At 37.3% G+C, this 15,011-nt stretch carries 14 protein-coding genes; 13 read left to right on the forward strand and 1 reads right to left on the reverse strand.

The window, feature by feature from the left end:
• The 8 genes from L656_RS0120910 to L656_RS0120945 form a co-directional block, all read left to right on the forward strand.
• Window positions 1-667 (forward strand): DUF819 family protein (locus L656_RS0120910; RefSeq protein ID WP_024600662.1); only part of this gene is annotated, 667 nt, incomplete at its 5' end.
• A 9-nt stretch (window positions 668-676) separates the two neighbouring features.
• Window positions 677-1,531: a 3-deoxy-8-phosphooctulonate synthase gene (gene kdsA, locus L656_RS0120915; protein ID WP_024600663.1), complete on the forward strand. Its 855-nt coding sequence runs from the start codon at window positions 677-679 to the stop codon at window positions 1,529-1,531.
• A gap of 121 nt (window positions 1,532-1,652) precedes the next feature.
• Complete coding sequence (locus L656_RS0120920) at window positions 1,653-2,555, forward strand: transcriptional regulator GcvA (protein ID WP_024600664.1); 903 nt, start codon at window positions 1,653-1,655, stop codon at window positions 2,553-2,555.
• Window positions 2,556-2,557: 2 nt separating this feature from the next.
• Window positions 2,558-3,193 carry an alpha/beta family hydrolase gene (locus L656_RS0120925; RefSeq protein ID WP_024600665.1) on the forward strand — a complete coding sequence of 212 codons (636 nt, stop codon included), beginning with the start codon at window positions 2,558-2,560 and terminating at the stop codon, window positions 3,191-3,193.
• Between the two features lie 19 nt (window positions 3,194-3,212).
• Complete coding sequence (locus tag L656_RS0120930) at window positions 3,213-3,581, forward strand: DUF423 domain-containing protein (protein WP_024600666.1); 369 nt, start codon at window positions 3,213-3,215, stop codon at window positions 3,579-3,581.
• A 17-nt stretch (window positions 3,582-3,598) separates the two neighbouring features.
• Window positions 3,599-4,684 carry a 23S rRNA (cytidine(2498)-2'-O)-methyltransferase RlmM gene (gene rlmM, locus L656_RS0120935; protein ID WP_024600667.1) on the forward strand — a complete coding sequence of 362 codons (1,086 nt, stop codon included), beginning with the start codon at window positions 3,599-3,601 and terminating at the stop codon, window positions 4,682-4,684.
• A gap of 16 nt (window positions 4,685-4,700) precedes the next feature.
• Window positions 4,701-8,021: a PKD domain-containing protein gene (locus L656_RS0120940; RefSeq protein ID WP_024600668.1), complete on the forward strand. Its 3,321-nt coding sequence runs from the start codon at window positions 4,701-4,703 to the stop codon at window positions 8,019-8,021.
• Between the two features lies 1 nt (window position 8,022).
• Window positions 8,023-8,544, forward strand: coding sequence for a hypothetical protein (locus tag L656_RS0120945; RefSeq protein WP_024600669.1), 522 nt, complete (start codon window positions 8,023-8,025; stop codon window positions 8,542-8,544).
• A 73-nt stretch (window positions 8,545-8,617) separates the two neighbouring features.
• Here L656_RS0120945 and cysZ read toward each other — a convergent pair whose 3' ends face one another.
• A complete protein-coding gene (cysZ, locus tag L656_RS0120950; protein ID WP_029750966.1) occupies window positions 8,618-9,328 on the reverse strand; it encodes a sulfate transporter CysZ in 711 nt (236 codons plus the stop codon).
• Between the two features lie 311 nt (window positions 9,329-9,639).
• On the opposite strand from cysZ, the gene L656_RS0120955 reads away from it, so the two are divergent.
• The 5 genes from L656_RS0120955 to L656_RS0120975 all read left to right on the forward strand — a co-directional run bounded on the left by L656_RS0120955 (window position 9,640) and on the right by L656_RS0120975 (window position 14,620).
• Window positions 9,640-11,892 carry a sensor domain-containing phosphodiesterase gene (locus L656_RS0120955; protein ID WP_024600671.1) on the forward strand — a complete coding sequence of 751 codons (2,253 nt, stop codon included), beginning with the start codon at window positions 9,640-9,642 and terminating at the stop codon, window positions 11,890-11,892.
• 290 nt (window positions 11,893-12,182) lie between these two features.
• Window positions 12,183-12,644: a GNAT family N-acetyltransferase gene (locus L656_RS0120960; protein ID WP_024600672.1), complete on the forward strand. Its 462-nt coding sequence runs from the start codon at window positions 12,183-12,185 to the stop codon at window positions 12,642-12,644.
• Window positions 12,645-12,924: 280 nt separating this feature from the next.
• On the forward strand, window positions 12,925-13,794 hold the full coding sequence (locus L656_RS0120965; protein ID WP_024600673.1) for an MYG1 family protein: 870 nt from the start codon (window positions 12,925-12,927) through the stop codon (window positions 13,792-13,794).
• A 106-nt stretch (window positions 13,795-13,900) separates the two neighbouring features.
• Entirely contained in the window at window positions 13,901-14,362 is a 462-nt protein-coding gene (locus tag L656_RS0120970) for a hypothetical protein (protein WP_024600674.1), read from the forward strand.
• A gap of 27 nt (window positions 14,363-14,389) precedes the next feature.
• Entirely contained in the window at window positions 14,390-14,620 is a 231-nt protein-coding gene (locus L656_RS0120975) for a hypothetical protein (protein ID WP_024600675.1), read from the forward strand.
• Window positions 14,621-15,011: the final 391 nt, after the last annotated feature.

A 15,011-nucleotide genomic window follows, 5' to 3' on the forward strand; every position in this document is an offset into this window, starting at 1 on the left:
CCACAAAAAGATTGATGCAGCTACGGGTGCCGACACGAGCGCAATTGAAGATCTGAAAAAACGGGTTGAAGCCTATCACGCAGAACATGCACGCATTCCTACTCTTAACGATTATATGACGCTGCTTGCAATTGCATTTGGTATAACCGGTTTAGCACATTTTTGTGCTGACTTTTTAGGTCCGTACTTTGGCACTACTTATGAATGGGCAAAAGAATATAGCTTAAACAGTAAGTTCTTTTGGCTAATAGTTATATCGACAACGATTGGTATAGGCTTATCGTTTACTAAAGTTAGACAAATAGAAGCGTTTGGCGCTTCAAAGGTAGCCTCTAGCTTTTTATATATTTTAGTCGCATCAATTGGTTTGCACATGAACGTAACCGCTATCTTCAATAACCCTGGGTTATTTTTAGTTGGCGCAATTTGGATGTTAGTGCATGCAAGTATAATGTTACTCGTGGCTAAACTTATTAAAGCTCCGTTATTTTATATGGCCGTAGGCTCTCAGGCTAATGTGGGCGGCGCAGCGTCTGCACCTGTTGTAGCATCAGCGTTTCACCCGTCATTAGCGCCAGTTGGCGTTCTGCTAGCTGTACTTGGCTATGGTGTGGGTACTTATATGGCTTATATTTGTGGATTAATGATGCAAGCAGTTGCACCGTAAGGAATTTAAATGAAAGACCAAATTATTAAAATTAATGAAATTGAGCTAGCAAACAACAAACCGTTTGTATTGTTTGGTGGTATTAACGTATTAGAATCTCGCGATTTAGCTATGCGTGTTGCAGAGCATTACGTAGAAGTAACGACTAAATTAAATATTCCTTATGTATTTAAAGCGTCATTTGATAAGGCTAACCGTTCTTCAATCAATTCGTACCGTGGTCCTGGTATGGAAGAAGGTTTAAAAATATTTGAAGAGATTAAAAACACGTTTAAAATTCCACTTATTACTGATGTACATGAACCGCATCAAGCAGCGCCTGTTGCTGAAGTTGTTGATGTAATTCAGTTACCCGCTTTTTTAGCACGTCAAACAGATTTAGTTGTGGCGATGGCTAAAACAGGTGCAATTATTAACGTGAAAAAACCACAGTTTTTAGCGCCACATGAAATGCGCCATATCATTACTAAATTTAATGAAGCGGGTAATAATAACATCGCACTTTGTGAGCGTGGCTCTAGCTTTGGTTATAACAACCTAGTGGTTGATATGCTGGGTATGGATGACATGAAAGCAATGGCGCCTGTTATTTTTGATGCAACACATGCACTTCAGCGCCCTGGTGGCCGAGCTGATTCTGCTGATGGTCGTCGTGCACAAGCAGCAGAGCTTGCACGCAGCGGTATGGCGCTAGGTATTGCAGGTTTATTTATTGAGGCGCATCCAAACCCTAACGAAGCTAAATGTGATGGCCCATGTGCGCTAGCGCTTAGTAAGTTAGAGGGGTACTTAACGCAAATGAAAGCGGTTGATGATTTAATTAAAAGCTTTGCTCCACTTGATACAAGTGCAAGCGATTTATAATTAAGCATGATGTTTATTAAAAAGCGACTCAGGTCGCTTTTTTTATGCCTTTAATATACACAAACTTATATGATGTATATAATCTCACGCATAAGAAAAACTAATTCTAAGCTTGGTTATTATGTCAAGACGGGTACCTCCACTAAACGCATTAAAGGCCTTTGAAGCGGCTGCGCGTCATTTAAGTTTTACTAAGGCAGCAGAAGAGCTTTATGTAACGCAGGCGGCAGTAAGTCATCAAATAAAAACACTTGAAGAGCATTTAGGTTTAAAGTTGTTTTTACGTAAAAACCGCTCATTATTATTAACTGAAGAAGGCCAAGGCTATTTTTTAGATATAAAAGAGATTTTTACTCAGCTTATTGATGCCACTGAAAAGCTATTAGCCCGTGGTGCAAAAGGCTCATTAACAGTAAGCCTAACGCCAAGCTTTGCTATTCAGTGGTTAGTACCTCGTTTAAGTTTGTTTAATGAGTTGCACCCTGAGATAGATGTGCGAATAAAAGCGCAAGATCAAGATGAAAACTCACTGACTGATGACGTAGATATTGCTATTTACTATGGAAGAGGTCATTGGAATGGCGTACAAGCGTACAAACTTCATACTGAATATTTAGTACCACTTTGTAGCCCTATGTTATTGAGTGGGCCAAAGCCGCTTGACCAACCAAGTGATTTAGCGCATCACACCTTATTGCATGACACCACACGAAAAAACTGGAAAACGTGGATGAAAACTGCAGGTGTGCGTAACATCCAGGTAAATCAAGGGCCTATTTTTAGTCACTCATCAATGGTGTTACAAGCTGCAGTACATGGGCAAGGTGTGGCAATTGGTAATAGTGTATTAGCTAAACCCGACATAGATGCAGGGCGTTTGGTTATTCCGTTTAATCACAGTCTAGAAAGTAAAAATGCATATTACTTAGTGCTTCGCGAATCGCAAACAGAGCTTGGTAAAATAGTTTCGTTTAAAGAGTGGATGCTGAGCTTAGTAGAGCATGAGCAAGAACATGAGTATTAATAATGATTGAATGGTTTAAAAGCACCGCACAACCTGCAATTGCACAGTTTATATTTGCGCATGGTGCAGGTGCCGGTAGCGATTCTGACTTTATGCAACACATGGCAAAATTAATAAGCGAGCAAGGTGTTGATGTTGGTTTATTTGATTTTGAATATATGCAAGTTGCCAAACAAACCAATAAACGTAGGCCTCCTGAGCGAGCGCCAAAACTACTTATTTATTATGAGCAAGTGCTAACGAAGGCGCAGCCAGATTTACCGTTATTTATAGGCGGTAAATCGATGGGCGGACGTATGTCATCAATGCTTGCGTGCAGCACCGAGCAAAAACTTTCGGGTGTTATTGCATTTGGTTATCCATTTCATCCGCCGGGTAAGCCAGAAAAGTTACGCACCGATCATTTTGCTGATATTGTTTGCCCTTTTTTAGTATTACAGGGCGAGCGAGATACATTTGGTACACGTGAAGAACTGCTTACTATGGAAATGCCAAAACAGCCTTTAATCACATGGCTGCCTGATGGCGATCATTCATTAAAACCACGTAAAAAAAGTGGTGTAACTGAACTGCAAAATAGAGAAACAGCAGCACTAAGTGCTGTTGAATTTATTAAGCAACAAGTTGAGATGTGTTAAAACTCGATTAGGGGGTTAAATGATTAAATTATTTTTAATGACCGGCAGTGTTTTTTGTATGCTCTCGGTTATGTTAGGTGCATTTGCTGCCCATGGTTTAAAAAGCCGTTTATCGGAGTATTCATTAGGGGTTTTTAAAACAGCTGCTGAGTATCAAATGTTGCATGGCCTTGCACTTATTGCGGTGGCTATTTTAATTAAATGGGGCATAAATCTGAGTTGGGCTGGTGGCTTTTTCATAACTGGCACACTACTTTTTAGTGGCAGTTTATATTTACTCGCTCTAACAGATATGAAGTGGCTAGGGCCGATAACACCGCTTGGTGGATTGTGCTTTATTATTGGTTGGATTGTTATTTTAGTGCAAGTTGCACGATTTAAGTTTTAAAGAGTTTAAGGGTTAATATGTCTAGTGTTGTGATTTATTGTCGTAGTGGTTTTGAAAACGATGCCGCTGCTGAAATAACGTTTCATGCTGCAGAGCAGGGTTTTGCAGGGTATGTAAAAGCAAAGCCAAATACAGGTTATGTTGTTTACGAATGTTTTGAAGCGCATCACAGCGACGAAATAATCAAAAAAGTCGATTTTAAAAATATGGTGTTTGCACGCCAATGGTTTGCCGGTACATTACTTGAAAACATGCCAGTAGAGGACCGTGTAAGTGCAGTAGTTGAAGCTGCTAAAGATTTTACATTGTGCTCAGAGCTACGTGTAGAAACACCAGATACAAATGAAGGCAAAGAGCTTTTAACGTTCTGTAAAAAAATATCAACGCCGCTTAAAAAAGCCCTCGAAAAACAAAATACAGTTCTGCGTGAGCCAAAAGCAAACCGTCCAGTAATGCATGTCATGTTTTTAACAAACAATACGGCTTATGTTGGTTACTCGTATAGCTTTAATAATTCTCCATTTTTCATGGGTATTTTACGCCTTCGTATGCCAAGCGATGCACCGAGTCGTTCAACGTTAAAACTCGATGAAGCGTTTAATGTATTTATTCCTGAACAGCAACGTGAATCACGTGTGGCAGCAGGTATGCGCAGTGTTGATTTAGGAGCATGCCCGGGTGGTTGGACTTATCAGCTTGTACGCCGTGGTATGTTTGTAAGCGCGATTGATAACGGTCCAATGAATGACGATTTAATGCAAACTGGGCAAGTTAAACATTTTAGAGCCGATGGTTTTAAATATCGTCCAGAAAAAAGAAATATTACTTGGTTAGTGTGCGATATGGTGGAAAAACCAACCAAAGTGACTACGCTAATGATTGACTGGGCAGTAAATGCATACGCAAAAGAGTTTATATTTAACTTAAAACTCCCTATGAAAAAACGCTTTGATAGTGTTTATGAATGTCTTTCGATGATAAGAAAAGAGCTTGAGAAACAAGGTATTAATTACGAGTTACAAGCTAAACATCTATATCATGATCGTGAGGAAATAACCGTTCATTTAAACGTTACTAAGGTGCCACAAAATTTGTATAGTTAATATGTAGAGGCTAAAAGTGGTAAAAAACAATATTAATAAATGGCTAAGTTTACTTTTTTTATCACTTTTAATCACAGGTTGTGGCGGCGGCGGAGAAGGTAGTGATTCAACTACGCCCTCAGGTAACGCTGCGCCCAGTGTTACGCTCTCTGTTAGTAGTAACGTTATTGCTTCTAACCAATCATTTACTATTACTGCGCTTGCAAGTGATAGTGACGGACAAATAGCCAGCTATCAATGGCAACAACTTAGCGGCCCTGAGTTTACGTTCACCTCTAACGGTAACACGCTTACCGCCACTGCACCAAGTGTAACCACTGACACGACCTTTAGTTTTTCAGTTACTGTTACTGATAATTCAGGTGCTACTGCACAACAAGTATTTTCAGGCATTATCACTTCTCAAAATAATGCTCCTACAGTTAATATTACAGGCCCAAGTAGTGCACTTGCTAACGCACAGGTTAGTTTGGTTGCTAACGCTCAAGATACAGATGGAACAATAAGTAATATTAATTGGATTCAGTCTGCTGGGGACAATGTTGAGTTTACACAAGCAGATGGAGTCCTTAGTTTTACTGCTCCTAATGTATCTGAAAATACAACGCTAGGTTTTAGCGTAACCGTAACTGACAATGCCGGTAAAAGCGCTCAAGCGAGTAAAACGGTTTTAATTAATCAAGTAAATAGCGCGCCAACAGTTATTGTTACAGGCCCTGAAGAAGCTGAAAAAGGCGTTAGTGTAACCTTAGTTGCAGATGCACAAGATAGTGACGGGAGTATTAACAGCATAACTTGGCAGCAAATAAGTGGCCCTGTAGTTGAACTTATTCAAGCAGAAACAAGTATTAGCTTTAACGCGCCTACTGTTGCACAAAACACCAATGTTACCTTTGTAGTAACTGTAACAGATGACGATAACGCAACAAATAACGCTCAAAAAACAGTTGTGATATTAGCACCAAACAATCCACCAACTGCAGATGATGTAAGTATTAGCGTGCAATATAATCAAGCCACTGAATTTAGTTTAGTTGTTAGCGATGCTGATAACGATAGCGTACAGATTGACTTTGGTGATGATTTAAATGGTGCGCAAATTAGTGTTATTGATGCCCAAGCCTTACGTTTTAGTTACACACCTCCTGCAAATAGTATCACTCCACAAAGCTATACGTTAACGGCGACTGATACCAAAGACACAACCGAATTTGTACTAAGTATTACCGTTATTGATTCAACGCCCGCTACGATTAGTAATGTAACACCACAAAATAGTAATGAACCAGTATTTGTAGATAGCCCTGTTAGCATTACATTTTCAGATATTATGCTTGTGAGTACTTTAGCCGTTAATTCTAGTAATGGTACTTGTACTGGAAGCATACAAGTGTCAGCAGATAACTTTACTACTTGCTTGGCTTTAACTATTGAAAGTTTGTCGGGTACTACCAGCGACACAAGTACTTACTTTCATACTGTAAATTTAAGCGCAAGCTTTGATGAAGACACTCAATATATTGTTCGTGTTACAGCTGATTTAGCTAATTTTGATAGCACAACTATTTTGGCGCAAACTGCCACCTCGTTTACAACTTCTAGCCAAAATATAAAAATAACAGAGCTTTCATCTGTGCAATTTAGTAACGACTTACCTTGGGTTGAACTTTATAATGGCACCGGTGCAACAGTAAATTTACAAGACTACTCTCTTAAAGCTCGCAGTATTAATATGTCTGATAGTACGCTGAGTGATGAGCAAGTATTTGCGCTGCCTGATAAAGAGCTTTTAAATGGCGCCTATATTATTTTACAAAGTCGCTTTGGTGATGACTTTTTAGCAAGTGCGTCATTAAATAATACAAAGCTTGTACTTGTTGGTAACGCGAATGATCAAATTAGGCCTTATTGGTACATAAATGGTTTTGCAGAATTACTTAATAGTGCGAGTACACAAACTATCGATTTTGTTAAGTTTGGAAATTCAGCCCAAGAGCCAGTAACAGTCTCGCAGTGGCAAGGAGAAAATGCTGCACAAATACTGCCAGAGCAGGGCGCCAGCTTAAAGCGTGCGCTCGGCGCAACCGATACCAACCAAAATACAGACTGGAATTACTCAGTATTCAACACTCCGGCAGGGCCTAACGATATAACTTGCTCAATAGATGATGATAAAGACGGTATTCCAGATTGCGCAGAGGTAGAGGGAGCAACATTTGCTGGGCTGCCTCTGTATGAATGGGGGGCGCGTACTTCACAAAAAGATATATTTATTGAAATAGATTATATGGATAGTAGTGATGTTGGAATAACGCCTCATCGAACTGCACTCGAAAAAATTGTTAGTGTATTTGCAAATAAAGGCTACACCGTTCATTTTGATGTAGGTGATTTATTTGATCAAAATAGCGATATTGCGCCGGAAAACTTTGATTTAGGTGGCGGAAATGTTGTCCCTTTTAATAGCTATACTCCGTTTGAGTACGATTTAAGTAGCCCTAATTTATTTACTTATAAAATGGAATACACCGATATAACCCGCAGACCCATTTTTCATTACTTATTAATGGCAAGTAGTGGAAATGAAGATGGCAGTATTAGTGGGTCGGGTATTGCTGAGATCAGCGGTAATGATTTAATGGTCACTATGGGAGGGTGGGGCTTAACTTTGGATACGCAAACAGCAACCAATGTAACTTATAATTATCAAGCATCAACTATCTTTCATGAGCTAGGCCATAACTTAGGCTTATACCATGGTGGAGATGAAGAGATTAACTTTAAGCCTAATCATTTAAGCTCTATGAATTATTTATATCAATTAGCGGGTTTATCAACAATAGGTAATAACGAAGGCGATCGTTATTATGAGCGCTTTTATCCAGGCAATGTTAGTTGTGATATTACACCAAATACTAATAGTCATTTAGGCTCTACAGATGATTTTATTATTGATTATTCAAGTGGTAGTTCAGCAGATTTAAATGAGAGCACAATACTTGAAGCACAGGGGTTAAATCGAAATGGCTCACTACCTGTTGATTTTAACTGTAATGCAATTAACACTGAAAGCTTAACCAGCTTTGATACTAACCAAGATAATACAATATCAATACTTAGTGATGTAGATGAGTGGAACATGCTTAATTTGCAGTTTTATATGCAAAGTGCAGGTAATCGATTTGGGGTACCAAATACCAATAATAGTAAGGTGTATAATTTACAAAGTAATTTACAAAGCTCGCCTACGTATATTGAAACGCTGCCCAGTTATATAAAAGAAGCGCAACCAAGTAGTGCAATTATTGCTGAGTTAAAAGCAATTAAAGAGCATTAATATGACACTAGGGTTAAGTATTAAGTTTATTGTTTGTAGTAGTTTTTTAAGCTTACTAATAGCGTGTAGCGATACTAACAATGCACGTGAATGGTTACTAAAAAATGACAATTTATATTATAAAAATACAGCTATTGACTGGCGAGTTGAATCAGTAGAGGGCTGTAAGACATGCGTGATAAGCCAAGATGTTGTTTATCAGCCTGAAGGCATTAGTAGTTATAATACGTTAATGCAGAGTCAAAATTGGGTGGCGGTACATGAGTTAAGTAAAATCAATGTTATCCGTTTAAAGATGCCTGATCAAACACCTTACTTATTCGTAGAGCGTATAAACGGGCGAACACTAACGCTGTTTAACCAGCAGCAAAACTACAGTATAAAAATAGGTGAAGTTACAGCCGTTAATTTTAACAATCAGCGCTTTAGTATTTTGATTAAAAACTTCGAAGAAGTAGATAAACAAAGCGTTGCATTACCAAGGCGTGCATCGCTTGAATTTATTGCTTTAAAAATAGATTAAAAAAAGCACCTTAGGTGCTTTTTTATCTCGGGTGCGGTGACCTTTTAATATTGAAAAGTCAGCAACCTATTAATTAACTGCGGTATTTTGACCGATAATTATCGACCCACAAACGTGTTGCACCACACACAGCTACAGGCATAACTATTAAGTTTACAAAGGGTATAGCGGTTAATAACATAACGGCAAAACCAAACCCATATGATAAACCTTGCTTAGATTTTAAATCGTCTTTCATCTGCTTAAAGCCAATTTTATGGTTATCAAATGCATAGTCTTCATACTGCACCGCATACATCCAGCAGGTAAATAAAACCCATAGTATTTGACCTATGACAGGTAAAACCCAAAGAAGTATAAAAAAGCCAATAGCGCGAGGAAGGTAATAGCACAGCTTTGTCCACTCACGGGCAAGCATTCTAGGTACATCTTTAACTAATTCGGAAAAACCGTCATCATTAATTTTTTGACCCGTTAAATAGAGCTCAACTTTTTCACTTAATAAAGCATTAAAGGGGGCTGCAATAAAATTAGTGATTACAGTAAAGAGCATGCTGTAGCTAAATAATACGACTAATACTGCAATTGGCCACATTAGCCATTCAAGCCAGCTTAACCACTCTGGGAGCATATTATTAATGTAGCTAAAGCTATCACTTAGCCATCCAAATAAGAAAAACAACGAGCTACCAAATAGTAAAACATTAATTAAAAGTGGGATAAGTACAAAACGCTTTAACCCTTTTTGGCTAATTAATTTAAACCCCGAAAAAAAATATTCCATACCTTGTGTGATCTGCACTGTAACCTCAAAAAATATTTATCACTAGCTACAGTATAAATAGCTTAATAATTTTGAACAGTATTTTTAAGTAACAAAGTGTTAGCTTTAATGTTGCGGTTTTGGTTATATAGTACCTACAGGTGTTTAGTAATATGCAATTATGATTAATCAATGTAGATCAGGTTAGTTTTTTATTAATAAAAGAATAAACTTACTAATCATGACTATACTGAACTTTACTACATAGAAAAAAGCATCTGCATGAGACTTTTTGTTGTATCAATATGTATAAATAATGCGAGCGAGTGGAAATGGGTACGGATCGGTTAAAAAAGTTATTATCTCACCAGCAAGGCATTTTATCTAAAATTGCATTAGGGGTACCCTTAAATGTGGTGCTTACTGAAATTTGTTTATCAATAGAGCAGATTATTGATGATGAGTCTGCAAGGTGTTCCATTTTATCAATTAAAGGCCAGCAGCTCTTTCATTGCGCAGCCCCTAATATTCACCCAGAGTACTGTGAATTGCTTAATGGTATTTACATAGGGCCAAAAGTCGGCTCATGTGGTACTGCCGCATTCTCGAAGACGCGCACAATTGTAGAAAATATTGAAACCTCACCGCTGTGGGAGGACTTTAAAGATTTAGCGCTAAAGTTTGATCTTAGGTCATGTTGGTCAACACCTATTTTTTCGACTCAAGCTGATTTGTTAGGCACCTTTGCTATTTATCACAGCACACCTAAAACCCCATCAGAGCAAGATTTAGAATTAATAGATTTTTTTGTACACTTTTCAAGTATCGCTCTTGAGAAAAGTAACGAATTTGAGAAGGCAAAACAGCTTGTCGTTAATTTACAGCACAGTAATGAAAAATTTAAAGCCTTCACCAAAGTAATGCCCGATCTCATCCTCATTTTAAGTGAAGATGGCACATATACCGATGTTTATGGTACCTCTAATGAGTTGCTGCTTGATTCGTCGACGGATCTTATTGGTCAAAATGTTAAAGACCTGCTTCCTCAAAAAGATGCGCAGATGATAATTGACGTTATTGAAAAAACACTTTCGACTAACGAGATGCAAATTTTTGAGTACGAATTAGATGTACCAAAAGGAAGTATAGTTTTTGAGGGACGGGCTGCGGTTTTAGATCATTACAATCCCAATAGCCCTACAAAAAGACATGTAATATGGATGGCCAGAGATATTTCAATAAAGAAAAAAGCTGAGCAAGAAGTTCACAAACTCGCCTTTTACGATCCATTAACTAAACTTCCAAATAGAAGAATGCTTAGTGACAGATTAAGCGCGTGTGTAGAGAGTATCAAGCGCAATAAAAATATAGGGGCGTTATTATTTTTAGACCTAGATAACTTCAAGCGTATTAATGATTCACTTGGGCACAGTGCAGGGGATGAAGTACTTGTGGAGCTATCAAAAAGGTTAAGTGCAATAATAAAAGACTCAGATACACTAGCCAGAGCGGGTGGTGATGAATTTATTATTTTACTTAAACACATAGGGCAAGACACAAAGCAAGCAATCCTAGAATGTAAATCAGTTGCTCAAGAAATTCAAAGAGCTTTTCATGATAAATTCGAATTGGGCAACCTTGCATTCCAAGTAAGTTGTAGCATAGGTATTTGCCTAATTGATAGCGTAAATGCACAGGCTGGAAATATATTAAAATTTGCAGATACAGCTATGTATCATTCTAAAAATAAGGGGGGGAATAGCAGTAGCTTTTACGATCCAGCCTTGCAAACACTGCTTGAAAAGCAAGCAGAACTAGAAACCGATATAGTGAGGGCAATTGCGTCTAATGAGTTTTGTGCTTACTTTCAGCCACAAGTAAATACGCAAGGTAACGTTGTTGGTGCTGAAGCACTCATTAGGTGGAACCATCCTCAAAGAGGGCTGATAGCGGCAAACGAATTTATACCTATAGCTGAGCAATACGGTCTTATTCAAAAACTACAAAATATTGTTTTGCATGATATATGTATTTTAATTAATGAACTTAAAGCAAACGCTATAATTGACAACTCGTTTAGTGTTTCAATTAATATTAGTCAAAGTCAGTTCAATTCATCAAATTTAAAAAGTGAGTTGTTCAACATTATTAATAAATTTGATATTCAAGCATCACAAATTAAGTTAGAAATAACTGAGTCAATGCTCTCTAGCGATATAGATTATACAATTAGGCAAATGAAAGAGCTCATTGCTGCTGACTTTTTATTTTCGATTGACGACTTTGGAACAGGGTATTCATGCTTAGCTTACTTAAGTGCGTTTCCTGTTAAAGAATTAAAAATAGATAAGAGCTTTGTTGATAAGATTTTAGATAATGAGATTGGCTTTAATATCGCACAAACAATTATCAGTTTAGGTAAAAGCTTAAACTTAGTGGTTGTTGCAGAAGGCGTAGAAACAATAGAGCAGTATGACTTACTTACAAAAATGAATATTGATACTATGCAAGGCTACTTAGTTGCAAAGCCTATGGATAAAGAACGTTATTTAAAATGGCATAGGGCTAATAGCAATCCGCAATAATACTTAATCGTTTAGAGGGATTAAACCTGGCGGTAACTATGTTAAAAATTCTGCCTTGTTATCGACACGATTTTATTATCTCAAAATAGATCATTTAATTAAGCTAATTGGTAATAACCAAACAGAAAATCTCTATATACAAGGACATTTTGCATTTTCTAGCTGTTAAAGTTTCCCAAACTATATGCTAAATAAGGACTAAAGATTTTTTGGTTAAACAATGCTAAGCTATGCCCGCTTGAATATATTATTTAAAGCTTAATAAACTTATAACAATGAATGGAAGCTTTATGCAGTTAGTTGATTTGAACCCTAATGATCCCGATGTAGTAAATGTATTTGACGATATAGACCGACTTATAAATTCTTTATATCCTGTTGCTACAGCGCAGTCTCTGGAGCTAAACGAATTAACCTTACCTAATGTGTATGCTATTGGTTTAAAAACTGATGAAGGTATTATTGCCTGTGGTGCGATCGTAGAGAAATTTGATACTCAGCCTTATGGCGAAATAAGACGTTTATACGTAAAACCAAGTCATCGTGGTAAAGGGCTATCAAGACGTATTATGCAGATTTTATTACATCAAGCTGGCGAGAAGCAGATCCCGTTAATACGTTTAGAAACAGGTCCAAAACAAATAAAATCAATCAATTTATATGAAAATTTAGGCTTTAAACGCTGTACCAGTTTTGGCTCATATGTAGATAATCCACAAAGTGTATTTATGGAGTTAGGGCTTAGTCAATAAGCTTATTAACGCTACGACATGTTAAACCTCAATATGTCGTAAATATCAGGTCCATGATCATTCGTTTTATTCTAATTTAGAGTAGTTTTAAGAAGCTACTTATTATTGCTTTGCAATAAACGGGATAACCACGCTAATCACTTTAAGAAAGTCTTTTATAGTGATGCAAAAAATACTTCACTGTTTTTCACATCTGTCTTCGTATAAAATCTGCCTCGATAATTAGTGACTAACTTACAAAGCGAGAATTTTTATCTTTTCTAAAAGTAGCAATAAACAAATGAGCGAAATAACAGTAGTAACCCACAATGGTAATTTTCATGCAGATGACGTTTTTAGTATTGCTGTACTTAAACATGTTTTGCCAACGTTTAAACTGGTACGTACTCGCGATAAAGCGCTTATAGAGGGTGCCGACTTTGTAATTGATGTAGGTGGCGAATACGACCCCGAAACTAATCGCTTCGATCATCATCAACGTGGTGGTGCAGGCGAACGAGAAAATGGCATTCCTTTTTCATCATTTGGCTTAGTGTGGAAAAAATATGGCTTAGCGCTGTGTGATGATAACCAAGCCGTTGCTGATAGAGTTGATTCGGGCTTAGTTTCAACAATTGACGCCATTGATTGTGGTCATGTTGAAGGTGTGTCAAAAGGAATAAGCTTGAGCCAAACAATCTCAATGTTTAATCCTACATGGGAAGAAGAAAGTAACTTTGATACCTGCTTTGATGAAGCTGTTGAATTTGCAGCTCGCATGCTCATTCGTTTTATCGCATCAGCTCACGGAAGTGTAAATGCAAAAGAGATTGTTGCCAAAGCAATTGAAAGTGCAGAAGATGCCAGAGTTATAGTGCTTGAAAAATACACTCCGTGGAAAAAAACAGTGCATATTTTATCAAGCGATGCTCTATACATGGTTTACCCATCGCATTCTGGGCAATGGATATTACAGACTGTGCCAGTTGAGCCAGGATCGTTTGAGGATAGGAAATCGCTTCCTAAAGCGTGGTCAGGCTTATCTGATCAAGCGTTTGTAGATGAAACCGGTATTGAAGACGCTGTGTTCTGTCACAATGGTTTGTTTATAGCGGGTACTAAATCGTTTGAGAGTACAATGAAGCTTGCCGCAATGGCGCTTGCTGAATAAAAGCTAAAATTAATACCTAAATAAAATTTTGAGATAGATACTTGCTTGTAAAATGATTAATTACGATAGTATCTATTCTCAATTTTATGTTTGTAAAGGGAATTTGATGGAAATAGAATCTGCATTGAAAGAAGTACGAATGGTTTTAAAAAGCCATACTGCCGAGCTTACTGCTGCGTTTGAATCCATCTATAAAATGGGTATACCCGATGAGGCAGATAAAATTGTAATCTGGATCCCTCTTGGTAGTCGTTACAACCTGTCGTTTACTTACATGACAAATGATGCAAATGAGATTTATAAACCAGGAATGGATTTTGGCGAACTTTCTGTTTTCGATGAGGTTTTAGAAGACTTGATTGACAACTACATGAATTCTGAATTTTACAAAGACATATCAAGAGCTACAGATATTGAAGTTGCATCGTGGTTATATACAGCACTAGAGTCTTCATCGTTTAAAAGCGTTAGCTTACATAAGGCTATGGCAATTAATAATGTGTGTGCATATTTTGATTTGAAAACGTTAACTTTAATAGACGATTCAGATATGTGGCCGGAATATTAATTTTTAACAATAGGGTAAATTAACGCTATGCCAAAGCTTACCCGTAATGAAATCACCCTTGAGCTTCCTGAAAGCCGATTTTTTGAAGATATGTTTGGGGTAGACTACCCAGGTTATCTCCCATATTGGCTTGCCTATATGAGCCCAAAAGAGAGGCAAGCGTACCTCCGAGCTACAAAATCTGAGTATATGGATATAGTTGATGAAATGTATAGCGAAAGCTTTAATTGGCAAGAATGGCTACCTTATCCTTATTAAAACGTCACAAAACCCCACACGCTAATTATCTATTTACTGTAATAAAGAGCTCTAAAGTTTTAATTTGAATACCTAACTAGCACTTGTTTCAAATAAGGAAAAAGATGAACATTTCATGCCTTGTGATTATTTTTGTATGTATAGCAGCTAGCTACTTATTTTTTGCATTTTTAATTTATAGGTTGCCTAAATCTCAACAGCAAAAACGTACTGAAGGGGAAGTTGTATTTACCTTTATTAATGCAAATGTAAATTTTCGGGGGTCTTTGAAACGATTATTCTAAGAAACAAAGTCATCCACTTAGTTAATAATAATGAGCATTTTTATATAAGTGCTAACGATTATAAAAAGCTCTGGACAATTAACCCACATAAATTATCTACAATGCAC

The organism is Pseudoalteromonas sp. TAE56 (assembly GCF_000497955.1).
GTDB lineage: Bacteria > Pseudomonadota > Gammaproteobacteria > Enterobacterales > Alteromonadaceae > Pseudoalteromonas.